Genomic DNA, 25,093 nt, shown 5'->3' on the forward strand with positions numbered 1-25,093 from the left:
CGGCGCTCGGGGTGAGTTCGACGGCGATGGTGAGGAGGCGTCTGTCGCGGAGCGGGGTCGAGCGAGATTGCTGGGCCGAGCGTCGGAGGCAGGCCGGGTGCGGTCATGACGATTCCTTCTCAAGGGTCTCGGAGAGCAGTCCGTGCACGAGCGCGTGCTTCGCAGACTCGGTGACGATTGCTTCGACGAGGTCGTCGGCTCGGTGGACGAGGAGCACCAGTGGCTGCTCGTACTGGTCGGACGCGTGTTGGATCGACGTGATGTCCTGGCTGCTGGCCCCGCAGGCCGCGGGGTGGCTGTGCCAGTCCCCGACGTAGCCGAGCCAGGGGTGCGGGAGCCGGTCGAGGGCCCGTTCGAGCGCGGCCTGCGCGGTGCTCTCGACACGCACCCAGGAGGTGTGCGTGGCTTCGGGGTCCTGCACCTCGATGGTGTGGCGTACGACGACTCGCCCGTCGTCCCACCAGCCGAGCAACAGCCCGCCGGTTTCGCAGGGGTGCGCGGCGTCTGCCGCAGCAGCGATCGCCGCAAGCACCTCCGGGGCAACCTCGATCACCTGTGCCAACGACGTCATGACGTGAGCCGGTGCGGGATCTTGGGAACGACCCGGCCGGCTCGGTCGAACGGAGGCTGGTCCTGCGGCCGGCGAACGTCGGCCAGAGTGGCGGGGAGCGCGCGTTCGCCGGTGGCTTCGTCGATCACGGCCAGAAGCGCGAGTTCGGCGGCGGCCACCACGGCGCCCGGCGGTGTGGGTGACACCGGGCTGCCACAGCCGCGTTCCCGCAACTCAGTCGACCGGTCGACCAGGGGGAGCGGTGGTAGGTGGTTCTCGCCGGGACGCAAAGGCATGCGGTCGACGCGCAAGACATCGCCGTCGCGTTGCGCGCACACGGACACGACCGGGTGGTCCACCTCGGAGTTGATCAGGTCAGCCGCTTTCGCCAGCAGGCTGCTTGCCCGTCCGCTACCGGTCGCGTCCACCACCACACGGTGCCGAAGGACCAGGTCGAGCGCCGTGTCCAGATCGGTCAGGTGCACGTACACGCTCTGCACAGCTGTGATATCGGGGTCGACCCTGGCAAGACAGTCCCGCACCGCGTCCGCTTTGGGCAGCCCGACGTGCTGGGCGCCGGCGAGGTGGCGGACGACGTTGCCCGGTCGCAGGCGCTCGGCGTCGAGCAGGGTGAGCTTCCGGAACCCCGATCGGAACAGCAGGTCGGCGGTGAACGAGCCGATCGCGCCGCAGCCCACGATCGCCACGGGGATGCCGGCGAGGGTTGAGCTCACCGGCTCGGCGCGCATCGTGCGCGTCCACGTGCTCGTGTCCGCGCTTTCGCACGCCGTGATCCGGATTCCGGTGACGTCAAGACGGGCACGCAAGGCCAGGGCGGCGTCCGCACCGCCGTGGCTGTACTGGAGCAGGAGGACGGTCACCACGCCCAATCCGATCAGGCGGTGGACCTCCGTGGCCTGGTCGCCGAGGGCCGTCGCGACATCGTCCCAGTTGCGCAGCGGCCGTTCGACATTGCCGATCACGGCCACCCAGGCGAGGCGGCGTTCTTTGCGGTTGCGGCGCCGGCCTTTGACGATGCCGCGGGTTTGCCGTGCCTGGTCGGTGATGACGACGGTGTTTCGGTCACCACCGGTTTGCACAGCTTGACCGGAGACGAGCCGCGTCGCGTCGTAGAGCACCATCCGGTCGTCGTCCTCTTCCTGGTCCAGGTAGCGTTCCAGGTCGCACGAGTTGTCGCCCGGCCAGCCGGCCGCCGTCAGCCGCAGCCAGCCGGAGATCCGGTCCACGAGTGTTCGCGCGTCCCACCAGGGGGCTTCGTCGACGGGCCACTCGTCCTCCCAGAGGCACAGCGAGCCGTCGGCGTTGATGTGGAACGTGATCTCGAGGGGACAGCCCGGGTCGAGGATGATTACTTGAGGCGGCGCGAACGGAAACGTCCGGCCGGGGGTGATCACGACGCGGGCTGTGAATTCCGCGGGCTGTGGCCCTTCGCCGACTGATTTGCACCACCGCACGGTGCCCCAGAGCCGCTCGCCGTCGTCGGCGAAACCGAGCGGCGGGAACTGCTCACGCCAGCGCGCGGGATCTCCGGGGGACCAGGTCCAGGTCATGCGTATCGGCCTCGGCCGGCGGGCACCGCCGAGGCACCCTTGACCACGCCGCGGGCAGATTTGGTCGACCCGTCGGCATTGCAGGAGTCGGGGAGCGGAAAGACGTCCTCGGGCTCGGTGGTTTCCTGTGTCTCGCCCAGCAGCTCTCGCCACTTCGCGGCGCTTGCGCAGATGTCCTCCTCGTCCCGTGCCGCCTCCGCCAGGTCGGCCGCCTCCGCGATCCGCTCGGCCGCGGCGTCGATCTGGTCCTCGGTCGCCTTGGTGGTGATGGTGCGGTCGTCGAGCGTCGGGTCGGCGGGGCCTTCGTCGACGTAGTCGGGCAGCCGGTCGGCGATCTCTCGCAGGATGACGCACAGGTAGTCCGCGACGGTGTTCTCGTCCGGCTGGAGGTCCTGAAAGGCGTGGTATGCGAGGACCTCGAAGTAGTAACCGCCCGGCTGCTCGTCGACCCACGTGCGCCGGATCTGCCGGATCAGCTTGACCACGTGCACGTAGACGCCGGACTTGGTGTTGTCCGGCGAGAGCAGGAACTCCTTGTTCGCCGCGGTAGTGAGCTCGCCCATCTCGACCGGGTTGGTCTCCACCCAGCTGGCGCGGCCGTCTTCTTCGATCTTCTGCGGGATCTGCCAGTGCTCGCCGGGGTGGTCCACGCACGGACGGGCGATGACAACGTCCACCGACAGGTCGAAGTCCGGGAAATCGACCTTGACGGAACGGTGCTGCCGCTCGACCCGGTCCGGGAAGGCCTCTTCGAGGACGTTCGTCACGTGGTCAAGGATTTCGCCCGGCCGCAACGCGGACGTGGCCTTCTTCAGCCGGACGAACACGTCGACGTCCTTGACGCGTTTGATCGAGACATCTCGGCCGTAGGAACCGATGAGTACCGGGGAGACTCCTAGTCTCGTCAGCCGGCCGTCGTCCTTCAACGCGTCGGTCACCTGCGCATGGGCCTCGGCGGCGTTCTGCGCGTCGGCTTGCGGCTCGATGCGGGTCAGTGCCCCCTTGAACTGGGTGGCGAGGGTTGCCATGGGTGCTTCTCCTATCGAAGCGGGATGTCGGCTCGGGCGCTCCCGGTGCCGGAGATCGGACGGGTCGACTCGGTTGCCGGGCGGCAGGGGAGAGGGTGCGCCACGCACTGCGCGAGCAGCCGGTCCGGCATCGGGAACCCGTCGATGCGTCGCTCGGCGTACTTCTCATCGGCCGTGCCCGAGTCCCCCTTTCCACAGCTGCCCTCCGGTCGGCTGCCAGCGTCGATCAACAGCGATTTCATTGAACCACGTGAAACCGAACTGGACGCACGCACCCCCTCGTACGGCGTGTCGGTCTGGAAGACTGGCCGGGTGCGCATCGAGCTTGCCGGCCGCTCGCCGCTGCTGCGTCGGCTGTGGTCGATCGAGCCGGAAGCGGGCTCGACGGTCCTGGACGCACGTCGGCTCACGTTCGCCTCGCCGCTCGACCTCGCGGCGATCGTGGCGCTCGCCCGCTCTGCTGCGGCGCGGGGCGACCGGGTGAAGCTGATCGCGCCCCACGACCACAATGTCGCGTCGTACCTCGAACGGCTGGACGTCATCAGCAACCTGCCGCCGGACGCTGAAGTCGTGGGTGATCTCGGCGGAGGGCCTCGCGCCGACCTGGCCGACAGCCTGCTCGAGGTTGTGCACCTGACGCCGGACCACGCTCCCCGGCTCGTCGAACGGATGGGCCGGATGTTCGCCCGGCACTACGGCCGCTTCGGCCTCCGATACTTCCTGGGGGTCGGTGAACTCATCGACAACGCGGTGAGTCACGGTGTCAGTGAGCTCGGCGCCTTCGTCGCGGCGCAGGTTTACTCCGGAGCGACCAGCGGTCGGCGAGGTATTGAGTTTGCGGTGTGTGACACCGGTGTGGGAATCCGTGCTCACCTGCGTCGCAACCCGGCCAACCGACATCTTGTGGACGACGTGGCCGCCTTGAAGAAGGCTCTCCGCCCCGGAGTTACCGGCACGGAGGAGATACGAGGTCATGGCCTGAACGACTTGTGGCGGGCTGCTCCGGATGCTGGATTCGCTCGCCTCCTGCTTCGCAGTGGCGAAGGTCTCGCCAGTGTCGTCGGACACGGCGGCGCACGGCGTCCGACGTGCGTTCCCGCAGACGGCGACGTCGCGGGGACTTGGGCGTGGTTGCGAGTTCGTCCTTACTAGTTCGCGCAGCGTGTGCTTCAATGGTTTCATTGAAACCGGGAGGCTTGTGTCATGGTTCCGCCACATCTGTACCGCGTGAACGAGCACGGTCCCTACCTCGCAACCCGCGCGGTGGCCAAGCTGGCGAGGGAGTCCTTGGAGCGCGAAGCGGCAGCTGGTGCGCAAGGTGGTGAGGTCCTCGTCGACTTCGCCGGTGTCGGCGCCATGACCATCAGTTTCGCCGACGAATTCCTCGGGAAGTTCTATGCCTCCGTCGCGGCGGGTGATGTCGCGGTGTCGATTGTGCTGCTGCAAGGGCTGAACGAGGAAACCCTCGAGACCACGCAGATCTGTTTGGAGCGGCGCGAGCTGATGGCGGCCACTGTGGACGGTGAGCGGCTGCAGCTCCTGGCAGCGCCGGAATATCTTGACGAGACGTATCGTCAGGCCGTTGCGTTGCGGCGGTTTCGCGCCGCCGAGCTCTCGGAGCGGCTGGGAGTCACGCTGCAGAACGTCAACAATCGTCTCAAGCGTTTGGTCTCGAGTGGGACTCTCAAGCGGGAGAAGAGCATTCCGTCCAACAGGGGCGGGAAGGAGTTCGTGTACACGATTCCGGTGTCGTGGTGCGGAGGGGTCGCATAGGCGCCGATGGACGTCTCGGGCCGGCGCGTCGATGACGCGCTTCTCCCGGGGCGCGACGTACGCCTGAGCTCGCACTCCGCCTCTGCGTGATACGGTGGCGGCATCGATCTGGCTGTTGCTGTCCGATGGTCTGTTGACGATCGCGACGGCCGAGGATCCGTTAAGGCACATCAGTATGAGCCGAGACCGGTGACGGTGATGATGTGATCGACGACGAGTCGTTCGACGACGTGTATCCCCTTTATCTGAATTCTGCGCGAGTCGATAGCCGCGAGTAGCTTGGCGGACTTGGTGCCCGCCGACTCCTCGCCGTCGTCGTGGGGCCTTTTTGCGTTTCGACTGCGGGGACGGGTTGATCACCTGTTGGTCGAGTTCGCGGTCAGGCCGATTGGTTCGTGGTATTTCGACGGCTGGGGATACCTCGCCACGCCGAACACTGTCAGGTGATGTCAGTACGGCCTCCCTTCGACCTGCCAAAAACGTGACAAGAACATGACCCTTTCCGGGGTGAGGCAACCGCCGCGGCATCCGGCGCGACCTCATATTGCAACCAGCAGACGAATGCGTAGTACTGCGCGACCGGAAGGACGGTGACGATGCGCCGGGGAGGGGGTGACCAGCAGAAGCTGTTCAAGTACGTCACGGTCGACGAGGCACCGGAGTACCGGGCCATCGTCGACGTCTTCATGGACGCGGCCGCCCAATACCGGTCCGCGCTCAGCCCCGACGATGTCGACGCCGAGCTACGCTCCTTCGCCCCACCGGTGGTGCTCCCGCGCGCGACGCTCGACCGCCGACTGACGCAGCTGCACCAGTGGGGCAACCTAGATCGCGATCGCGACGAGAGCTGGGCGACCGACCTGCAGTCCTATGAACTGCAGGCCTACGTCTACGCCATCAGCCGAGCCGGCGAAGCCGCGCACGAGGCCGTCGTCGGGATGGAAGAGAGCCTGCTGCGCGCCCTCGGGCTGCAAAAGGTCGCGTTGCTCCGCGTCCAGGCGCTGCTGGTGGATCTCGTCCCGAAGCTCGCGGCGGAGCCGCCCGACGGCGCTTCGATCTACAGCCTCGTCGAAGAGCTGCACCGGACCTTCAAGGCACTGACCGGCAATGCGGCCACGTTCCTGCAAAAGGTGAACCGGATCGTCAACGCGACCAGCATCCAGCTGGACGACTACCGCGTCTTCAAAGCCGACACCATCCACTACCTCACCGAGTTCACCGACCACCTCCAAGTGGTGACCGACGCCGTCGTGCCCCTGCTCGGCGAGCTGACCGGGATCGGCGAAGAGCGCATCGCCCGTGCCTTCGCTGCCGCCGCGAAGGAGTCCGGTGAGCGGGTACTCACCCCGGACGAAGACTTCGTGCCATGGGCCGAGCTCGCCCGGCAACACCTGCGGGGCGTCCACCGGTGGTTCGTCCCGGCCCCGGGCGAAGGGGGCGGCGGGGACGAGCTGCACCGCGTGGTCCGGCGCGCGGTGCTGGGCATCGGCCAGGCGGTCGAACGGCTGCGCGAGGCCCAGCTGGCCCGCTCCAGCCGCACCGTCGACCTGCTCGGCCTGGCGAAGACGTTCCGGCAGCTGCCGGACGACGAAGACGCCCACGCGGTCTGGCACCACCGGTTCGGGATGAACAGCGCTCGCCACCTTCAGGACGAGACGGTCGATGACTCGGTGCCCTACACCCGGGACTGGTGGGCGGCCCCGGCACCGCGGTACCTCGTCAGGCTGAGTGCCACTACTCCCTCCGATGACGCCGTCCGGCGCGCATCGAAGCTCGCCGACCACAGCAGCAGCAAGCTGTTCCTCGCCGAAGCGGCCAGGAGGCGGCGAGAAGCCGCGGATGCCACCGAGTCGGCTCTCGTGCGGCTCGGCCGGATCCGGCTGTCCCGGATCGACGTCACGCTCGATCTCGCCACGCTGCTCGCCCTCGTTGTCCTGGTGTCCCGCGCACAGCGCGCGCCGCGCGTGCCGGGAACACGACGGCACAGCGCACGCAGCGTCGACGGCCGGCTTCGCATCGAGCTGGTCGAACCCGCTGACGGCGAAGCCGCCCAGCTGCGTTCCACGGCGGGCCTGCTGACCCTGCCTGACTACGAAATCGCTATCACCCCGGTCCGTGGAGGAGATCCCCGATGAGCGCCGGCGTCAGCGCCGAACACGACAAGGCCGAGCGAGCCCGGGCGATCCGGGCGTTGCTGCGCAGCCCGCTGCTGGGTCGTGAGCACCCGGCGTTCGAAGTGGTCGACGCCCACCAGGACCACCTGCGCCGGTGGTTCCGGACCGCCGCCGGGTGGGACCTGTTCGTGGACACCCGACGTGGTCTCGCCCGGCTCCGGAAGGCACCGGCGGATGCGGCTCTCCCCCGACCCCTGCTGTCCGAACGCGCCGAACCACGGCCGTTCGACCAGCGGCGGTACGAACTGTTCTGCGTGACCGCGGCCGCCCTCGGCCACTTCCCCCGCCGTCAGGTCTCGTTGCAGGACGTGTCCCGCCGGATCATGACCCTCACCGAGGACGACGAACTGACCTCCTACCGGCCGGAGGACCCGAAAGAACGCAGCGCGCTGGTGGACGTGGTCGCCCGGCTGCGGGTGCTCGGGGTCGTCGAAGTTCTCGACGCTCAGGGCAACTACGAGCGGCAGCAGGACTCGAACGCGCTCTACGCGATCGACACCGACCGGCTGGCCGTCCTACTGCCCGGAGAACCGGCACTGCCGGAAACGGCCGAGGAGACGATCCGGCACGCCCTGATGCGGCAGCTGCTCGACGACCCCGTGCTGTACCTGGACGATCTCGGCACGGCCGAGCAGGACTGCCTCCGCGATTCCGGGCGGTGGTTCCGGCAGCGGCTCGCGGAAGCCGGGCTCCTGCTCGAACGCCGGGCGCACGGCTGGTGCGCGCTCGACCCTGCCGGCGACGCGACGGACTTCAAGTTCCCCCAGGTGACAGCCCACGTGCACCAGGCCGCACTGCTCGTGATCAGTCGGCTGGCGCTGGGCAGCGGGCCGACGTCGAGCTGGCTCTCCACCCACCGGCTCCGGCACGAGATCGAGCAGTTGCTCGGCGACTACCCAGCCTGGGCGCGCAAGTACCGGACCGACGACGGCGCCGACCGGCTGGCCGCCGACGTGGCGTCCCTGTTGTGCGAGCTCGACCTGGCCCGAGCCGACGGGCTGGGACTGGAGCTCCGGCCCGCCGCCGGCCGCTTCCGCAATGTCGGCATCCGCTCGGAGGACTCATGAACGCCCTGCTGCCACCGGACCTACTCCACGGTCTGCCGAGGCCGTCACGACGGAGGTGGCAGCCGCTGCGCGCCGGGATCGTCGGCCTCTTCCGCTACGACCAGCAGGAGTTCACGTTCTACCGCGGACGGCTGCTGCTGCGCGGGAACAACGGCTCCGGCAAGTCGATGGCGTTGGAGGTCCTGCTGCCGTTCGTCCTCGATGCCAAGCTGGCCGCGGAGCGCCTGTCGACCTTCGGCGGCCGCGAACGCGGAATGTACCTCTGGCTGCTCGGCCACGAAGCCGACGAGGCCAGGACCAACGCCCGCGGGTACGTGTGGGTCGAGTTCGGCAGGCTGACCGGCGACGGCGACGCGGAATACTGCACCGTGGGCGCCGGCATGCAGGCGACGCGATCCAGCAAGCGCGTCACCGCCAGCTGGTTCTTCACGACCGCCGCGCGCATCGGAGTCGACTTCGAAGTCGGGGTACCGGGTGGGGAACCGGTTGCGCAGGCGCAGCTCGACCAGAGGCTCGTCGCACTGGCCGACGCCGGGCTTCCCGGCGCGGTGCACCCGAACGCGGAGACGCACCGGAAGGAGGTCAACCGCATCCTCTTCGGTCTGGAAGACCGCCAGTTCGACGCACTCCGCACGATCCTGCTGCACCTGCGGCGGCCGAAGCTGTCGGACAAGCTCAACGAGAGCAAGCTAGACGAGGTCCTGCGTGAAGCGCTGCCCCCGGTCAGCGCTTCGGTGACCGACGAACTGGCAGACGGCTTCGAAAAGCTCGAGCGGCACCGCGACGTCGTCGGCGCGCTCAAGACCGCCCGGGACTCGCTAGCGACTGTCGCGCAGGCTTACGCGACGTACTTAAACGTCCTCGTCGGCCTCCGCGCGCAAGACGTGCTCGGCGCAGCCACTGCGGCCGAGGCACGCAAAGCCGATGTCCAGCAGGCGACCGAACTCCACAGGGTGGCCGGAAAGGCGCTGGAGGCCACCCGGGAGGCGAAGACCGCCGCGGGCAAGGCCGTCCGGCAGCTGACCGAGCGGATCAGGACCATCGAGGGCAGTGACCTCTACCGGGAGGGCAGCCAGCTCGTCCCGCTCCAGGAGAAGGCCACGGCCCTGGCCGACGTCGCGAAGCTCGCCCGTGGGCACGCGAACGACGCCCGGACGGCGATGACCCTGAAGAAGGAGGCCGCCTCGACGGCGGAACAGACGGCACTGGAAGCCCACGAACGCCGGGTCCAGAGCGCAGCCGAAGCAGATCGCATCGCGGCCGCTCTGCCCCACCGCACTCTGGTCGATCAGCTGGAAGCGCTCGTTGCCGAGCTCACCACTGGTGAACCGGCGACGAGCTTGGTGGACGCCGCGCTCGCCCGATTCCGGGAGGCTGTCGCGAACGAGAGCGAAAGCCTCGACCGCTTGATCGCACTCGTCGACCGCGCCGGCGAGGCGGCCGACGCACACGAGAAAGCGCGACAGAAAACCGTTGCAGCCAAGGAACTCCTGACGAAGGCCGAAGCCGGCCTGACCGACGCGCGGTCGAAACGGCGTGAGGCTCTCGAGGAATTCACGAGGCAGCTCGATATCTGGCTGGCCACCTGTCTGCAGCTCGCAGCCGGCGCCAAACCACCGACCGCATGGCCGGAGACTGCTCCTCTCGTCGCCGCCCAGGACTGGGCACGCATGGCGGCCGGCGAACGCCGCGGACAGCTTTCACGCCGTCGGGACGCTCTGAACGACGTGCGCCCGGATGCGGGCCAGCTCGGACGGCGCGCCGGTGAGTTCGCGAGCCAGGTTCGCGGGCTCGGCGAGTCGCTTTCCGGACTCCGGCCGCTGGCCGACGAGACCCGGACGACCCGCTTCGCCTTCGCCGACCTGGTCGGAGACTGGCTCGGCCAGCTCACGGAGCTGCCTGCCGCCGAGCCAATTCCCGAGGCCCTGCGCGCTCGGAACGCGCGCAGCCTCGACCGCCGCCAGGTGCTGGACTGGGCCACCGGCGCGGCACGCAGCCGGTCCCTCGAACTGGGCCGCCGGGAAAGCGCGGCGCAGAACACGTTGAGCGCCTCGGCTGACGCCATGGCCGCCATACAAGCCGAACACGACCGGCTGGCCGCGGGCGGTTCGACCGCGCCGCCTGTGCCGTTCACCCGGCTCGCCGATCGCGCCGAACGTCCCGGTGCGCCATTTTATCTACTTGTCGACTTCACTGAAGACGACCGGTCCGCCGTCGACCGGGCAGCGCTGGAAGCGGCGCTCGTCGGCGCCGGCCTGGCGGACGCCTGGGTTTCCCCCGACGGCACACTGACCTACGGACCCGACGACGCGCCGTTGCTCGACACCCAGTTCGTGACCGTCGGCCGGGACGCGGCCGAACCCGTGTCGACCGCGCTCCGCCCGGACCCTTCGCTCGACGGCCCCGACGCTCCGGTGTCGCCGGCCGTCGTCGAGACGCTGCTTCGCCAGATCCGGCTGACGGACACCGCCGCGACGGCACACGTACCGGGCGACCTGGTCGTCGCCTGGGACGGCAGCTGGGCGGCCGGCGGTCTGCGCGGGGCTTGGCACAAGGCTCAGGCCGACCTGATCGGCGCGGCGGGCCGCGAAGCCCACCGGCGGCGGCGCATGGCCGAACTGGAGACAGAGCTGGCCGCGTTGCGATCGCGCCACCGAGCACAGGAAGCGGCCCTGGAGAAGATCCGGGAGTCGATCCAGACGGTCGATTCGGAGCACCGGAGTGTTCCTGCCGACGATGCGGTCCAAGCTGCCGACCTTGCCCTGACCACAGCGGTCCAGCAGCTCAGCGGCGCCGCGAACCGGCTGGTCGAAGCGGCTGACGCTTACGCAGCCGATTCGCTCCGGTTTCTCCGCACTACGACGGAATCCCCATTGCTGGGCGACTTCCCTTGGGCAGAAGTCGAAAGGCGAACTGGTGTGGCTGCGCCGGCGCTCGGCGAGGCAGCGCTGGCGGTGTTGACGGCCGCTGCCGGCGCGGCCATGTCCGCCTGGTCCGGCCCAGCGGCTCCGACCGCGGACTCCGAGGTCGAAGGGGCTGCCTCCGCGGCACGCGCATGCGAAACGCGGTTCACCGAATTGAGCAGCCTGATCACCACAGAGCTCACTCGCTGCGGTGAAGCGGAAACCGAGCTGGAAGCGGAACTCGCCGCCATCCCGTCCGGTACAGCACTCGATCAAGCCGGCCTGGCGGTCGCGGTCGCCACGCGAGTCGTCGCCGACGAAAGCAGCCGGCTCGAGGGACGCCGGACAGCCGAGCGCGAGGCGCGGCAGCGGAGTGACGACGCTGCTCAGGCCCGTCAGACTGCGCTCGAGCTGGCTGGTCTCGCCGACCGGGCGGCCTCGTTGCCCTCCTTCAAGGAGGCAGCCGCGACCATGCGGTCGTGCGGTGAGGACTGGCTGAACGCGACCTCGCACGCCACCCGGCAAGCCGCCCACGCTCGTGCGCTCCGGGGCGAAGCGGACCAGATGGTCATGCAAGCCGAGACGATGGCCGGGCAGGCGGAGGAGAGCGAAGAGTCCGCCCGCCTGGCGACCGAGAAGTACGAGGACCTCATGGCACGGATGGGAAAGCCCCATCAAGAGATGCTGGTGGACCTCGAGCGTTGCCAGACCGGGTTGGCCGAGCAGAAGGTCCTCCACCGCAAGCACCAGGAGGACGAGCTCAAGCTGACCACCCGACTCGAGCAGCGGCGCGGCGCGGTCGTCACGGCGGAATCCGAGCTGGCCAAGGCCACGGGAGCGGTTGCGGTGGCGGCCGCGTCCTTTGCCGACGTCCACCGGCTTGGCCTGCTCGCCACGCTGCCGGCTTTCGAAAGCGAGTCGCTGCCGACCTTCGGCGACGTCGACCTGCGACCGGACCAGATCGAACTCGTCCGTGACTGGGCCGGTCGCGTCGCGGGCCAGGCACCGCAGCGCCGGTACCGGCCCGAGCAGCTCGATTCGGCCCAGACGAAATTGGGGCAACGCCGCCAGGAAGCCGAGGAACCGCTGGGCAGCCTGGTCATGTTGCGAGAACGGGTGGCCTTCCGGGTCGTCACCGTCACCGGTACCCACAACGGCCGCGAACGACCACTCCCCGCCGCCGTCAGGCATCTCGACCGGGAGATCGCCGGCTCCGAGCAGTTGCTGGAAAGCGAGGAGTCCGACCTGTTCGAGAAGTTCCTCTCGGACGAAGTGCGGTTGGAGGTCGGCCGCCGGATCGACAGCGCCAAGGCCCTCGTCGACCGAGCCAACGAGCTGATGAAGGGACATCCCACATCGTCGGGAATCCGGTTCAAGCTGGTCCGCACGCCCGATCCGCAGTGCGAAATGCCCAGGGACATGATGGAGCTGCTTCGCAAGCCCGAAGGCACCTTGTACGCCGGTGAGCGCGACCGGCTGTCCGATTTCTTCAAACGGCGGATCGTCACCGCACGCAGCCGGGCGACCCTGGTGCCGTGGCGGCAGCAGCTCGCCGAACTGCTCGACTACCGCCGCTGGTACCGGTTCGCCCTGCACTACCGGCAGCGGTCCGGGGACTGGGCCGTGCTCGACCGGCGAGCGCACGGCAGCCTGTCCGGCGGGGAGAAGGCCGTCGCACTGCACATGCCGCTGTTCGCGGCCGCCGCAACGCACTGCGAAGCCAGCCGCCTCCGGGTCGACGAAGGTGGCGCCCATGAGCCGGGCTGTCCCCGGCTCATCCTGCTCGACGAGGTCTTCGCCGGCGTCGACACCGAGAACCGCGGTGCGCTGTTCGACCTGATCCGCCGGCTCGACCTCGATCTCGTCGCGACCAGCGAATCCGAGCTCGGCCTGTACGCAGAGCTCGACGGCTTGTCGATCTACCACCTGATCGTCGACGACGCTCTGCCCGGCGTGCTCGCCGTGCGCAGCGTCTGGGACGGCCGCGTGGAACACCACCTGCTGGAGCACGACCTGGAGAAACTGCCGTGACGACCGAGGGCTCGGTCCCCGGTGCCCTGTTCGGCGGCGACTGGGCCTGGCTGCATTCCGTCCGGGAGCGCCTCGAAGCCGACGGCGGCGCGGTCACCGTGGTACTCGACCTCGCCATCCTCACCCCGGGGCAATTGGGGACACTCCGCTGGCTGATGCGCTGGAGCGCCACCGCCTCTGGCCGGAAGCGCGTCTCCCTGGCGCGGCTCGAACGGGAGTTGAGCACCCGCGTCACCGCCGGACTCGGCTTGCGCGAGACCCTGGCCGTCCTGAAAGGCGGCGACCTCGCGGACCGGCGAGCCGAGCTGCGGACGGATCGCGCCCGCAAGGAGCAGGAAGCCAAGGCGGCTCACGCGGATCTGCTCCCGCTCACGGCAGGTGTTCCCGAGCTGGCCCGCGAACATGAGGCGCTGCTGGCCTCCCCGCCGTCACCCGGCCTTCGCGTCCCTTCCGGCTCGAGGTGCCGCACTACGAGCTGGCCGGTTTACGACGCCGCTGTCCGCGCTGCAGTCGTCTGGTATCGCAGCACAGCTACCGGGCAGCGGGTGGCCGCCAAGGAACTGGCCGGACAGGCCTGGCAGAACACGAAGGGCTGGACCCTGCCCCGCCAGATCGCATTCCAGAATCTGGTCGGGCGGCCATTCGAGCAGGCGGTCGACGAGGCCGACACCGAGATCCGCCTGCGCGGCCCGCTGACCTGGGTGTCCGACGACATCGTCGCCGACGCCGACGCCGCGGCCTGCAGGCCGTGGCTCAGCGTTCCGTCACACGGGATCCGCTCGCTGGGCTACACGCGGTGCGACGCCGTCGGTGTGCTGCTCGTCGAAAACCTCGAGGCGTTCCAACGGGTCTGCGAGATTCCGGAAGTCGCGGAAAAGTGGCTGTGTGTCTGGGGTCAGGGCTACGTCCGCACCGGGCTGGTCAAGTTCCTCCAGAACCTGGACCTGCCGCTGGCCGCCTGGGGCGACCTCGACGCGGACGGCATCAAGATCATCGCGGACATCGCCGAGCGGGTGCGCCGGCCGATCCGCGCGGTCGGCATGGACGTCGCCCTCTGGCAGAACGGGGTGAAACGCGAACAGTCCGCCGGCCAGCTCGCCCGGGGACGCGAGCTGGCAGCTTCGTTGCGCACCGGCTGCCCGCCGAGCCTTCGCGAGCTGGCTTCCGCGATCGCCACGAGCGGCCACGGCTGCGAACAGGAAACGCTCTACGCCGAGGTGCTCCCCACGCTCCCCGCCCAGCTCGAAGCCGTGTTGAGCGAACATCGGTGAGACCGGTGATCCTGCAGCTTCCGCTGAGGCCGGAAGTTGAGTCTGCTTCGCGGGTCAACCGCACGGCTGCGACGACCGCGCGGGCCGTCGCGGCCGTGCGGTTTGCTCGTCAGACGGGGAACACGCCGAAAGGCTGCGCGGGGGTGCTGTTGCGTATCCAAAGTTGCATCGCAGCGCCCTCGGTCGCCAGGCCGCCGGGCACGTCGAGGCAGTGGGTGTTCGTGCCCGCGACGCGCGAGCGAGGCTCACGAGGTCCGGCAGGTCCCCGCTCGTTTGGAAGCGCTGGTTGCTGAGGCTGGAGCAGGGCCACTGAATGACCGGGACCTGGTTGGTGTTGCGCCCCGCGGCGTCCAGCACTTGAGCGTGACCGCGTTGCGGATCTGGAAGATGTGGTCGTCGTCGTAGTCCCATCGTTGGGATAGGTCGCCGTTGCAGGTACCCTGCACGATCGGCACTCCGTCTGTCGGATGCCGAACTGTCGACAGCCCGGCCTGCTCGACCATCTCGTTGGTCGTCGCTTACTTTGGCGAGAGTCGTCGACAATCCGTCGGCATTCCGATGAAGGCGTCGGCTGTCAGCTGCGCATGTCCCAGTGGACGTCGCTGTCCGAGTGGTCGAGCCAAACGCGATGCGAGCCGTTTTGGTGCACGGTGAGGCCGAGCCGGTCCCAGCTCGGCTTGCCAAGTCGGGTCCACGACGCGGTGGCGGCTTCGACCCGACTCCAGATCTGCGCCGGGCCTGCTTGGCGGACTTCCCGCTGTCCTTCGACGTCGGCGCGCATGCGGATGCAGCACCATGAGCTGTCAGGGGCGGTGAAGGTTGCCCATTCCGGGCCGGTATCGCTCATGCCCCGGTAGCCGAACGTGGTGCCGGCCGGGAGTTCTGCTTGAGCGAGGAGCCAGGGGACAAGGGAGTTCCAGGGCAGGGGGTCGAGTCCGGTTTTCGATCGCGTGCCGTGTGGCGGATCGCCGGCAGGCTGCAGCGTCGGGGGTGCCGTGTCGGTGCTGCGGATCGTCATGAAGCCGGCCCAGGTCGGGAGGAAGCGGCCTTCGAGCCGGTCCGCGTAGCGCTTCAGCAAGACGAGGTTGCCCGCGTGGATGGCGGGTTTGAGGTCGACGAGCAGCAGGCCTCCGGGGCGGAGCTGTTCCGCCCATGCCCAAGGGATCGCCGGGACGGAGCAGGTGGCGATGATCCGGTCGTAGGGTCCGTGCTGGGGCAAGCCGTCGGTGCCGTCGGTGGCGGCGAGGGTCGGGGTGTGGCTGAGGGTCGCGAGGCGCTCTCGGGCCGTGGTGACCAAGTCGGTGCCGATGTCGACGGAGAACACCTGCGTGGCGCCCAGGCGGTGGCAGAGCAACCCGGCGTTGTAGCCGGTTCCGGTGCCGATCTCGAGGACTCGGTGCTCGTCGCGGATCTCGAGTCTTTCGAGCATTCGGATCATCAGGCCGGGTTTGGTGGAGGAGGAGACGGTGACTTGGTGGCCGTCGGTCGTGGTGGCGAGTGCGGTGACCAGGGGAGTGTTTTGGTAGACCGCTTCCAGCCAGCCGTCGTCGCCTTCGGCGGTGGTGATCCAGGTGCCGTCGGGTTGCTGGGTGTGGAACGCAGGGACGAACAGGTGCCGCGGGGTTTGCTCGAGTGCGGCGCGCCACGCCGGGGAGTGCAGGACGTCTTCCTCGGCGAGTTGGTCGGCCAGCTGTCGGGCCAGTGGCTGCCAGTCGACGGCGGTCATGCGGTTCCCTTGGCAAGCAGGTCGGCGATCGTGTCGGTGATGGGGGTGTTGATGGCGTCTTCGATCCAGCCGTACTGGCCGGTTGCGTTGCATTCGAGGAACACCCATTCGCCGTCGGGGCGGATGACGAAGTCGAACGCCCCGTAGAGCAAGCCGAACTCGATGCAGTACTCCAGCACGCCGGCCACCACTTCGCTCGGTGCCTGCATCTGCTCATATTGCAAGGCGGCGTAGTCGTTGCGCCAGTCCAGGTAGGCGGCTGCGCTGCCCGCGTGGATCGCCGCGGTGAACACCTGGTCACCGACCACGATGACGCGGGCCTCGTAGGCCTTCGGGACCCAGCGCTGGAACTGGTGGGCACTGACCTCGACTCCGCGGAGGTCGGCGAGGTCGCCTGCGTCGAGGAGGTGGGTGAACGTGGTCTTGCGGCCGCCGTCCTCGATGATCGCGGCCGCGCCGAGCGCTTTGGTGACCGTTGCGCCGGTGGCGGCGAACTGCTGGACCGATGCCGGGGTGTTGGTGATCAGGGTGTCGGTGACGGTCAGGCCGCATCGCGCCGCCGTTGCCAGTTGGAGCGGTTTGTAGGCGGCGTCGGCGTTGCGGGCCGGGTGGTTGATCCACAGCGCGGGCAACGACGCCAGGACGCCGCCAACGCCGAGCTTCGACTCGCTCATCGCCCAGTGCCGCTCCGTCGCCGACAACGCCGCGGGGAAGACGAAGGCCGACGGGCTGCGATACCAGACCGACCGCACCTCCTCGAGGGAGATGATCCGCTCGCCAGTGGTCAGGGTGCCGACCCAGCGACCGTCCCGGAGGCGGGCGTCGATGGTCGCCTGCTGGGGGAACCAGGCGGTGTCGATCCGCGCCACCGGCACCTCTCGGCGTTCGAGAGCCGCGACCATGCGATCGGCGCTGAAGTCGTGCTCGGCGGCGAGGATCAGCACGGTCATCAGTCGTTGATCCAGTCCTCGGCGCTGGGGCCGTCTTCGCCGTCGACGCTCGAGGTGGTGTTCGCGGTGGGCGGCCCCATCCGGGGCAAGTCGATCAGCGGCCGGCCGGTCACGTCGACCGCCTTCTGAACCTGCCGGTCGTAGCGCCACGCGGGGAGGACGACCCCGGGGCCCGCGGGGAGGGCGCGTCGCAAGCCGAACGGGCGCGTGCCGGCCGGGGAGGCCACGTCGTCGCGGCGGTCGGTGAAGGTCGTTCCGGTCAGGGCGAACTGGGCGCTGGCTGGTGCGAGCGGGTCGGCGTGTGGTGCCCGGTCGATGGTGACGTCCATGAGTCCCTCCACGATTGCTTTGAGTAATCGATCTGCTACGAAACCTTACTGCGATATGCGAAAGGTGACAAGACTCTCGGTGTTGCGCGACCGTGCGGCCTGCAGGTCGGGCTAGGGTCGAACGGACGATGCACCGGCACTGAAGGAGTGCGGCATATGGCTGGCGGCGGCGCCTGGACGAGCGTCTCGATGCCCTACGTGAGCGGCCGAAAAGGTGACGCGTGGGGAGCCGAAGCTGCCCAGCACGGCGGCACCGGCACCCAGCGGCTCGGGGAAGTCGGCGAGGTGCCGGCGCCGGCACCGATCGCCGACATGCTTGGCCTCGACGCGAGTGATCCGGTGATCGTCCGGCGACGCGTCATGCTCTTCGACGATCGTCCGGTTGAGCTGGTCGAGTCCTATTACCCCGTCGCGATCGCCCGCGGCACCCGGCTCGCGGAAGCCCGGAAGATCCGGGGTGGTGCCGTAGCGTTGCTGGCCGAGCTTGGGCATCAGCCGCGGCGGGTCCGTGAGGACGTCGTCGCCCGCTTGGCGACTGCCGAGGAGCGTGTCGAGTTGCAGCTGGACGACCTGGCGTGTGTGTTGCAGCTGTCGCGGGTGCTCTACGACCAGGACGACGTCGCGGTCGAGGCGAGCGTCATGACGATGGTCGCCGAGGGGCGGCGCCTACGCTACGAGCTGACCCCGTGATCACCGTGCTTCGAGGAGTCGGACTTGTCCCGGGCCCGTGATGTCCGGCCGCGCCATCAGCAGATCGCCGCGGACCTGCGCGACCGGATCATGCGCGGCGACCTTCCGCCTGGCGCGCAGCTGCCGTCGACCGCGGAGCTTGTTGCCCGGTATGCGGCGGCGAATGCCACGATCCAGCGTGCGCTGTCGACGCTGAAGGCCGAGGGGTTCCTCGACAGCCGCGTCGGCAAAGGTGTCTACGTCAGAGATCGGCAGCCGTTCGTCATCGACGCCTCCGCCTACATCGCACCCGAACCGGGCAAGTTCCGGTACCAGCTGGTCGCGGTCGAGGAGGTGGATCCGCCGGCCGATGTCGTCGAGGCGTTGGGGTTGGAATCCGGGGCGAGGGCGATCGTGCGGCGGAGGGTTCTTGTCCACGATGAACGGCCGGTGGAGCTGTCAGTTTCGTACTATCCGTTGAGCATCGCGGCGGGTACCGGATTGGCTGGGCGCGCGAGGATTCGGCGTGGTGCGCCGCAGGTGCTGGTGGATCTGGGGTTTCCGCAACGGGGATTTGTCGACCGGATTTCGGCGCGGGCGCCGACGGTCGAGGAAGCTGAGGCGCTGGAGCTGCCTGAGGGCACTCCGGTGATCCGGCAGTTGCGCACGATCTACACCGATGACCAGCGGCCCGTTGAGGCGTCGGTCCTCATCAAAGGTGCGCACCAGTACGAACTGCTGTACCGGCAGGAGATCAGATCCCTCTGATCCAGGCTTGCCCTGCCATCGTGGTGTACGAGCGTCGGGGTTGACGTTGGCGGCATGTTGGCTCGGCGCTGGGGCGTCGTCGAATTCCCTGGTCAGTGGATGATTTGGAGCTTGATGCGAATGCCGACATGTTCCCCGGCACGCATGGCCGCCAGGCCGTGCTGGAACACAGTGCGCCGGAGGCGCTCCGTATGGGCGACCTCCTCGCGAGTGGCGCGTTCTGGTGGGTGACCACCGCCGCGGTCGCGATCCTGATCGCGGTCTTCGTCCTCCACCGACACCTTCGTTCCCACCACCTCCGCTCCGTGTCCGGTTCGGTCTGTTGCCGACCGCTGGCTTCGATCCCTCGCCTCAGACAGTGCTGGCGTTCGCGCAGCAGCTCGGGCGGGTGTGGCCGGCGCACGGGTGGGTGCCGAAGCCGGTCGTCGGGCTGCGGGTCCGGTTCGGCACGGACCCGGAGTTCTGGAAGATGGTGATGAGCGTGGAGGGGCGCAAGTCGGTGACCGGCGTGCTCAACAAGCTTGTTTACCCCGACGTCGAGATCCGGCGGGCGGCGTCCGAAGGTGAAGGGCCTCTGCCGGTGGCGAGGGTGACATCTCCTCGCCACCGGCAGGACTGCAGCGGTGATCTCTCCCCAGTGATCTGCTGGCCATCGTGGTCAGGCTCAGGCGGGGGACTTCTTCCGTCGCGGTGCGCGCTTCCTCGGCGCCGGTTCTTCCGCCTCCGCCACTTGAGCCTGCTCGTAGGCCGAGATCACTTCGGAGAGAGACGTCCCCGGTCGGGGACCTCATATCTGTTCGAGTTGGCCCAGGCGAGGATTTGCTGGTTGCGGTCGCGGTCGTACGTGGTGGTCGTCGACTGGTCGGACATCGAACTTGGGGATGCGGTGTCCGAGTCCGCAGTGGACTACTTCTGCGGCCACCTTCGGTTCGCGGCTCTGCGGGCGCAGGGCCGGGTACTCGCGGCCGACGTCGTCGCCGGATTGCCTCCCCGGTTCAGCGCAGTTCCGTCTTCAGGAAGGTCATGCAAGGCCGGAACTCATCGACAGGCCGGTCGGCGACGTAGGCGTCGGAAGCGAGGGCGTGGACGACTGCTTTGTCGAGGCCCAAGCGTTTTCCGACGGCATCAGCTATCTCGTGATGGTCGGTCACGGTCACCATGAGCTCCGGCAACGCCAGGTCGTGGACATCCGCGAAAAACTTGATGACGGCGGGATCGTTGAAGATCACACGCTCGGGTGCGTCGCCGCCCGGAAGTGTCAGGACACCGTTCTTCCCGGCATCGGCCATGTCGCCATCGGTAAGGCCAACTGATTTCAGACCCCCTTCCCGCAGTATCCGTACAGCCTGCCGAACCTGGTCCGCGCCGCCTGCTTCGACGAACCTGCAGCCCATCAGCATGTCCCGATCGCAACGTCGCATGATGGCTGCGGCGAACTGGTGCGAGAGGGCGTCTTCGGTGCAGATCACGCGACTCCCAGGAGCTCGATCTCCCCTGAGGTAGAGCTCGTGGAGCGGGCGCGTCGTGCAGACGCCGAACATTGGCGACGGCACGGCCGTCCCATCTCGGCGGAGACGTTGCGGCAACAGCTTCGAGTCGGCGCGACGACCTCACGGGTGTTGGTGGCGCGAGTCTGGCCTCAAGGTGCACCGGCACGGGCGTGAGACCTTGGCTGCACTCGCGTCCGACGATGGGGCCGGGCTCCACTCTGGCGGTGACGTTCGGTGTGGTGTCCGGGCCCGTGCAGCAAGCTTCTGATTGGGCGATAAGAGGCGGTCGAGACCATCAAGATGACTACCCAAAGTAGTGCTCTGATTGCGTGGTGCTAGAGCGCCTGTTTAGTAGACACTGATTGAGTAGCGGTCTAGGACGGGTTTTGCCCACTTTGGGGGTATTCGCGGTGTCGATAGAGGCTGTGGATCTGGTTGTGACGGCGTTGGCGGCGGGCGCGGCCGCCGGAATGAAAGACACCGCCACGTCGGCGGTGAAGGATGCCTATCGAGGCTTGGTTACTGCTGTCCGGGCCCGCCTGATCCGAGACGGCAAAGACCCGGCCGCTGTCTCGATGGTCGAGGCACATGCAGCCGATCCAGACAACCGGCGGGAAGACCTGGTAGCGGTCCTGCGTGCCGTCAATGTTGTCGACGACGCAGCTCTGCTGGCGGCGGCGCGCGACCTGTTGTCGTTGGTGGAGACGCCTGGGACCGAGACCTCGAAGTACACGGTGAAAGTCCGTGACTCGCAGGGAGTCCAGGTCGGTGACGGCAACATCCAGTACATCGGCTCAAGCGACCGGTAGCCAGCATGCCGCCCGACGACTCGGCCGGAGCGGAGTACCAGCTGCCCCGCGCAGACGACAGGGCCCGGTACGCCGCGATCGTCGAGAGCGGGACCGGCGTCCAGATCGGCGACGGCAACGTCCAGTACCTCCACCTGCCGCGACCCGAACCTTTCGCGTGGCCGATCCGGGTCGGCGTCGTGCCACTGGCGGCGAATTGCTTCCAACCGCGATCCCTGCGCGAGCGCGGGGTGCGCACGGAGCACGATGCCGTATCAGAGGCTGCGGAATCGCCGATCCGCGTTTTGTCCGGGTTGGGCGGCGTCGGCAAGACCCAGCTCGCCGCGTATCACGCGGAGTCGCAGTGGGCCGCCGGCGCGATCGACCTCCTGGTCTGGCTCACCGCGACCTCCCGGGAATCGGTGCTGACCGGCTACGCCGACGCCGCAGCCCGCGTGATCAGCCCGGTCGCTACGGATGCGTCACGTATGGCCGAGCTGTTTCTGACCTGGCTGGAGCAGACTGCGCGCCGGTGGCTGATAGTCCTCGACGACGTGCAGGATCCCGGCGATCTGACGGGGCTGTGGCCACCAACCACGAGCTTCAGGGCACCATCGCGGGTCCGGCCTCGGCCGCGACGGTGCCGGTAGGTGCGCCCGGTGCGCAACGCGGCCTGGCCGACCGGGGCGATCAAGCCGCGGTAGATCGCCTCGTAGATCGTTTCGGTGCAGAGGTGCCAGCCTGGCCGACGTGGGTACTGGCGGCGCAGCCACCGGCTGATCTGCGCGGGTGACCAGTGCTTGGTCAACTTGCCTGCCACCGCTTCGTGCAGTCCGGAGTGCACGACGCACTTGCGGGGTTTGGGGCGTCGGCGGCGCAGGTGGGCCTGATTGTGCGCTTACCACGGCTGATAGCGGCCGTCGGGTTTGCGGTTTCTCTTGATCTCCCGATACACGGTCTGGTAACTCTTGCTGATCCGAGCGGCGGTCACCTTGACCGCCTCACCTCGCTGCAGTCCGTCGGCGATCTCGATCCGGTCGTCCTGGCTCAAGAACCGCGAGCTGATCGGCTTCTCCACGAAGGTCACCCGGCCAGCGTCGATGACCACAACGATCCGCAGCTGAGCGACACACCGACCCGCTCGGCGGCCGCCGCACCCGACATTCCCGTCCGGATCAGCTGGAAGTAACGGCGCTTGACCGCCGCCGGCATCTTGTTCGGCGCGTATCTCGGCATACGAATCCCGTCCCGTCAGGATTCGCAACGACCAGTAGAAGCCAAGCGGTGTATCCGGTGATTTTCATCGACGCGATCCACGTCAAGATCCGTGACGGGCAGGTCGCCAACCGGCCGATCTATGTCGCGCTGGCGGTGACCTGCGAGGGCCGCCGCGACATCCTCGGTTTGTGGGCCGGGGACGGCGGCGAGGGCGCCAAGTACTGGCTGCACGTGCTCACCGAACTGAAGAACCGCGGTGTCACCGACGTGCTCATGGTCGTCTGCGACGGGCTGACTGGCCTGCCGGACGCGATCACCGCCGTCTGGCCGCAGATGATCACCCAGACCTGCATCGTGCACTTGCTGCGCAACAGTTTCCGCTATGCCGGCCGTCAGCTCTGGGACGCCATCGCCAAGGCCCTCAAGCCGGTCTACACCGCCAGCCACGGAGGCCGCCGCGCGGGAGCGGTTCGCTGAGTTTTCCGAGACTTGGGGTGGCCGGTATCCGGCGATCGTGCGGTTGTGGGACAACGCCTGGGCGGAGTTCGTGCCGTTCCTGGCCTTCGACCCGGAGATCCGGCGAGTGATCTGCTCGACCAACGCGATCGAGAGCGCCAACGCCCGCATCCGCCGCGCTGTGAAGGCCCGCGGTCACTTCCCGAATGAGCAGGCCGCGCTCAAGTGCGTCTACATGGCGATCATGAGCCTGGACCCGACCGGCGCCGGCCGCAAACGCTGGACGATGCGGTGGAAACCCGTGCTGAACGCGTTCGAGATCACCTTCGACGGCCGCCTGGCCGCCGGACACAAGTAGTCCCCGTTCAACCCGAGTTACACCGCTCGTTTGACAGACCCCCGCCTGCGGTAAGTGCTGCGACTCGAACTGGACATCGGCGCGGCCGGCTTCCGACAGATGCCCGTCGCCGATCGTCGTGCTGATCAGCTTGGGAGCTGCGATCGACTTAGAGCGTGTCTTACGTGGTGATTGATGCTTCCTGAGCCATGATCTTGCTCGTGGTTGATCGGTTGTCGCTGCGCTTGGTGCCGGACGAGTTTGTTGAAGCTGGTTGAGCCGTTGATTCCGGGATTCCGGCCGCGTCCGCAAGAAGGCGGGACGGCTCCGGTGCCGGCTCGTGCGGTGTTCACGGCGATCGTGTATGCGCTGACCAGTGGCTGCGCGTGGCGGGATCTGCCTCCGTCGTTCGGGGTGCCGTTTCAGACCGCGCTCCGCCGCTTCAGCCAGAGGACCAAAGAGGGGCTCTGGCGCCGGTTGCATCATGCGGTGCTGGATGAACTCGGCAGTCAGGGCCTCATCGACTGGAGCCGCGCGATCGTGGACGGTGCCTGCGTGCGGGCCAAAAAGGGGATCTCTGACCGGTTGGAGCCCCGTCGATCGCTCGGCTCGAAGATCCACGCCTTGTCCGACCGAGCGGGGCTGCCGCTGTCGGTGGCCGTCTCGGCGGCCAACACCCACGACATCCACGCACTCAAACCCCTGGTCATGGCGATCCCGGCGATCAAGTCCCGGCGCGGCCCACGCCAGCGCAAGCCCGCCAAACTGCACGCCGACAAGGCCTACGACCAACCAGGCCTGCGGCGCTGGGTCCGCGACCGCGGCATCAAGGTCCGCATCGCCCGCAAAGGCATCGAAACCAGCAAGAAACTCGGCAAGCACCGATCGGCCATCGAACGCACCATGGCCTGGCTCACCCGGATATCGCCGCCTCACCCTGCGCTACGAACGCAAAGCTGAGCACTTCTTCGCCTGCCTCATCCTCGGCGCAGCCCTCACCTGACACAAGAAGCTTCGCAAACTCGCCACATGAAACAAGCTCTAAGTAGCGACACGCCGCTCCGAACCTGCAGGTCACTCGACACGAGACTTGAGACTGCGCGCAGTCAGTGATCGGAGGGCTGCATGTGCGCAGCGGGTACGCGGGTGATCGAGCCGGCTGCCCGAGAGCAACGAGCTGATCCAGCTGTTTCAGGCGGTCCCGTCGACGAGTAGCGAGGAGCGGTTGTTGCTGGTCAGCCTCGAGTTGGCCAGCGACCACCTCAGTTTAGGTGCGCACAGGCGCCTCGTCTCAGCTCGAGGATCTGGGCTCAGCGGACGGTGATCGTGACCTGCCATGGTGTCTGGGGTGGTCCGTGGGGGTCGCCGGCGAACGGGCCGGTCGTGGTCGTGACGGTCGCGGTGCCGGCGCGCCGTCCGGAGCAGACAGCTTCGGCCGCGCCCTGGGGCAGCTGGCGTGCGGCGCAGCGCAGGACCGAGTCGTCGGAGCTGCTGGGCCAGCTCCAGGGTTGGGCGGGTGAGTCCGGCATCTGGATCCGCAGGACGGCGCCGACGGTCAGGCATTGCGCGGCCGGTGGCGTGGACGGGGTTGCGGTGAGAGTGCGTGGTCCGCAGCGGTCCGCCGGGGTGGGCGTGGTTGTGGTGGTGTGCGTGGTCGCGACGGTCGTCCCGGTGCCCTGGCCGGACGACGTGGTCGCGGGTTGTTCTGCCGGGGTTCCGCAGCCGGTCAGGGCGAGCAGAGTCGCCAGTGTCGTCAGGAGCGGGGCGGGTCGCATGGTGGCCTCCGTCTTTGGTGCGCCGGTCGGTGCGGCCGGGCCCGGGCGTGCCGTGCCGGACGGGACGCCTCGGGTCCGAGGCGTCTGGTCGTGGTCGGCGGCAGGGTTCAGCAGAAGCTGAGACGGCCGATCCGGGTGTTCCAGTTGCCTCCGGTGGCGAAATACTGCTGGGCGATCACGACGGTGCAGGTGGTCTCGACCGATACCGAGGAGTAGTCG

At 68.2% G+C, this 25,093-nt stretch carries 21 protein-coding genes and 2 pseudogenes; 12 read left to right on the forward strand and 11 right to left on the reverse strand.

All coding sequences use genetic code 11. The features are described 5' to 3' along the window. Nucleotides 1-103 precede the first annotated feature (103 nt). From ACWEN0_RS46255 to ACWEN0_RS46265, 3 genes are all read right to left on the reverse strand, one after another. Entirely contained in the window at nucleotides 104-571 is a 468-nt protein-coding gene (locus ACWEN0_RS46255; RefSeq protein WP_451987892.1) for a Mov34/MPN/PAD-1 family protein, read from the reverse strand. Then, nucleotides 568-1,965, reverse strand: a complete 1,398-nt coding sequence (locus ACWEN0_RS46260) for a ThiF family adenylyltransferase (protein WP_451987894.1) — start codon at nucleotides 1,963-1,965, stop codon at nucleotides 568-570. Before ACWEN0_RS46260 ends, ACWEN0_RS46255 begins: the two co-directional genes overlap by 4 nt. A 152-nt stretch (nucleotides 1,966-2,117) precedes the next feature. After that, nucleotides 2,118-3,149, reverse strand: a complete 1,032-nt coding sequence (locus ACWEN0_RS46265; RefSeq protein WP_451987896.1) for an SMODS domain-containing nucleotidyltransferase — start codon at nucleotides 3,147-3,149, stop codon at nucleotides 2,118-2,120. Nucleotides 3,150-3,293: 144 nt separating this feature from the next. Here ACWEN0_RS46265 and ACWEN0_RS46270 point away from each other — a divergent pair, with 144 nt between their 5' ends. From ACWEN0_RS46270 to ACWEN0_RS46295, 6 genes and pseudogenes are all read left to right on the forward strand, one after another. Next, nucleotides 3,294-4,301, forward strand: a complete 1,008-nt coding sequence (locus ACWEN0_RS46270; RefSeq protein ID WP_451987898.1) for a hypothetical protein — start codon at nucleotides 3,294-3,296, stop codon at nucleotides 4,299-4,301. A 75-nt stretch (nucleotides 4,302-4,376) separates the two neighbouring features. Then, the gene (locus ACWEN0_RS46275) at nucleotides 4,377-4,922 is read left to right on the forward strand and encodes an STAS-like domain-containing protein (protein ID WP_451987900.1); all 546 of its coding nucleotides are present in this window, start codon (nucleotides 4,377-4,379) and stop codon (nucleotides 4,920-4,922) included. A 596-nt stretch (nucleotides 4,923-5,518) separates the two neighbouring features. After that, nucleotides 5,519-7,057, forward strand: coding sequence for a TIGR02677 family protein (locus ACWEN0_RS46280; protein ID WP_451987902.1), 1,539 nt, complete (start codon nucleotides 5,519-5,521; stop codon nucleotides 7,055-7,057). Beyond that, complete coding sequence (locus tag ACWEN0_RS46285; protein ID WP_451987904.1) at nucleotides 7,054-8,163, forward strand: DUF2398 family protein; 1,110 nt, start codon at nucleotides 7,054-7,056, stop codon at nucleotides 8,161-8,163. The genes ACWEN0_RS46280 and ACWEN0_RS46285 overlap by 4 nt, the downstream gene beginning before the upstream one ends. Next, complete coding sequence (locus tag ACWEN0_RS46290) at nucleotides 8,160-13,097, forward strand: SbcC/MukB-like Walker B domain-containing protein (protein ID WP_451987906.1); 4,938 nt, start codon at nucleotides 8,160-8,162, stop codon at nucleotides 13,095-13,097. The genes ACWEN0_RS46285 and ACWEN0_RS46290 overlap by 4 nt, the downstream gene beginning before the upstream one ends. Nucleotides 13,098-13,252: 155 nt before the next feature. Then, nucleotides 13,253-14,170 (forward strand): annotated as a pseudogene (locus ACWEN0_RS46295) (Wadjet anti-phage system protein JetD domain-containing protein); the annotation flags it as partial. Nucleotides 14,171-14,942: 772 nt separating this feature from the next. Here ACWEN0_RS46295 and ACWEN0_RS46300 read toward each other — a convergent pair. From ACWEN0_RS46300 to tgmA, 3 genes are read right to left on the reverse strand one after another with little or no spacing between them, the layout of a single operon-like run. Next, entirely contained in the window at nucleotides 14,943-16,094 is a 1,152-nt protein-coding gene (locus ACWEN0_RS46300; RefSeq protein ID WP_451987908.1) for a methyltransferase domain-containing protein, read from the reverse strand. Further along, complete coding sequence (tgmB, locus tag ACWEN0_RS46305; RefSeq protein ID WP_451987910.1) at nucleotides 16,091-17,044, reverse strand: ATP-grasp ribosomal peptide maturase; 954 nt, start codon at nucleotides 17,042-17,044, stop codon at nucleotides 16,091-16,093. Before tgmB ends, ACWEN0_RS46300 begins: the two co-directional genes overlap by 4 nt. After that, on the reverse strand, nucleotides 17,044-17,373 hold the full coding sequence (gene tgmA, locus ACWEN0_RS46310) for a putative ATP-grasp-modified RiPP (RefSeq protein ID WP_451987912.1): 330 nt from the start codon (nucleotides 17,371-17,373) through the stop codon (nucleotides 17,044-17,046). Before tgmA ends, tgmB begins: the two co-directional genes overlap by 1 nt. Nucleotides 17,374-17,529: 156 nt before the next feature. Between tgmA and ACWEN0_RS46315 the strand changes: the two genes are divergently transcribed. Both ACWEN0_RS46315 and ACWEN0_RS46320 read left to right on the forward strand, forming a co-directional pair. Further along, nucleotides 17,530-18,063 carry a GntR family transcriptional regulator gene (locus ACWEN0_RS46315; RefSeq protein WP_451987914.1) on the forward strand — a complete coding sequence of 178 codons (534 nt, stop codon included), beginning with the start codon at nucleotides 17,530-17,532 and terminating at the stop codon, nucleotides 18,061-18,063. 24 nt (nucleotides 18,064-18,087) lie between these two features. Continuing rightward, on the forward strand, nucleotides 18,088-18,810 hold the full coding sequence (locus tag ACWEN0_RS46320; protein ID WP_451987916.1) for a GntR family transcriptional regulator: 723 nt from the start codon (nucleotides 18,088-18,090) through the stop codon (nucleotides 18,808-18,810). A gap of 92 nt (nucleotides 18,811-18,902) precedes the next feature. On the opposite strand, the gene ACWEN0_RS46325 is transcribed toward ACWEN0_RS46320, so the two are convergent. From ACWEN0_RS46325 to ACWEN0_RS46335, 3 genes are all read right to left on the reverse strand, one after another. Beyond that, complete coding sequence (locus ACWEN0_RS46325) at nucleotides 18,903-19,103, reverse strand: hypothetical protein (RefSeq protein ID WP_451987918.1); 201 nt, start codon at nucleotides 19,101-19,103, stop codon at nucleotides 18,903-18,905. Between the two features lie 460 nt (nucleotides 19,104-19,563). After that, nucleotides 19,564-19,680, reverse strand: a complete 117-nt coding sequence (locus tag ACWEN0_RS46330) for an Lsr2 family DNA-binding protein (RefSeq protein ID WP_451987920.1) — start codon at nucleotides 19,678-19,680, stop codon at nucleotides 19,564-19,566. A gap of 125 nt (nucleotides 19,681-19,805) precedes the next feature. Beyond that, a complete protein-coding gene (locus ACWEN0_RS46335) occupies nucleotides 19,806-20,279 on the reverse strand; it encodes a hypothetical protein (RefSeq protein ID WP_451987922.1) in 474 nt (157 codons plus the stop codon). Nucleotides 20,280-20,725: 446 nt separating this feature from the next. Here ACWEN0_RS46335 and ACWEN0_RS46340 point away from each other — a divergent pair, with 446 nt between their 5' ends. Then, nucleotides 20,726-21,109 (forward strand): RIP homotypic interaction motif-containing protein, encoded by a 384-nt coding sequence (locus ACWEN0_RS46340; RefSeq protein WP_451987924.1) that lies wholly within the window; start codon nucleotides 20,726-20,728, stop codon nucleotides 21,107-21,109. A gap of 5 nt (nucleotides 21,110-21,114) precedes the next feature. Next, nucleotides 21,115-21,738 carry a hypothetical protein gene (locus tag ACWEN0_RS46345; RefSeq protein WP_451987926.1) on the forward strand — a complete coding sequence of 208 codons (624 nt, stop codon included), beginning with the start codon at nucleotides 21,115-21,117 and terminating at the stop codon, nucleotides 21,736-21,738. A 248-nt stretch (nucleotides 21,739-21,986) separates the two neighbouring features. Here the strand turns inward: ACWEN0_RS46345 and ACWEN0_RS46350 are convergent, their stop codons facing one another. Beyond that, nucleotides 21,987-22,175 carry a helix-turn-helix domain-containing protein gene (locus ACWEN0_RS46350; protein ID WP_451987928.1) on the reverse strand — a complete coding sequence of 63 codons (189 nt, stop codon included), beginning with the start codon at nucleotides 22,173-22,175 and terminating at the stop codon, nucleotides 21,987-21,989. 137 nt (nucleotides 22,176-22,312) lie between these two features. Between ACWEN0_RS46350 and ACWEN0_RS46355 the strand changes: the two are divergent. Next, nucleotides 22,313-23,120 (forward strand): annotated as a pseudogene (locus ACWEN0_RS46355) (IS256 family transposase); the annotation flags it as partial. Nucleotides 23,121-23,324: 204 nt separating this feature from the next. Continuing rightward, a protein-coding gene (locus tag ACWEN0_RS46360; protein WP_451987930.1) for an IS5 family transposase occupies nucleotides 23,325-24,102 on the forward strand; the annotation gives its coding sequence in 2 pieces (ribosomal slippage) (nucleotides 23,325-24,017 and nucleotides 24,019-24,102; 777 coding nt in all). 307 nt (nucleotides 24,103-24,409) lie between these two features. Here ACWEN0_RS46360 and ACWEN0_RS46365 read toward each other — a convergent pair. Then, the gene (locus ACWEN0_RS46365; RefSeq protein ID WP_451987932.1) at nucleotides 24,410-24,874 is read right to left on the reverse strand and encodes a hypothetical protein; all 465 of its coding nucleotides are present in this window, start codon (nucleotides 24,872-24,874) and stop codon (nucleotides 24,410-24,412) included. Between the last annotated feature and the right edge of the window lie 219 nt (nucleotides 24,875-25,093).

The organism is Amycolatopsis sp. NPDC004378 (assembly GCF_053602455.1).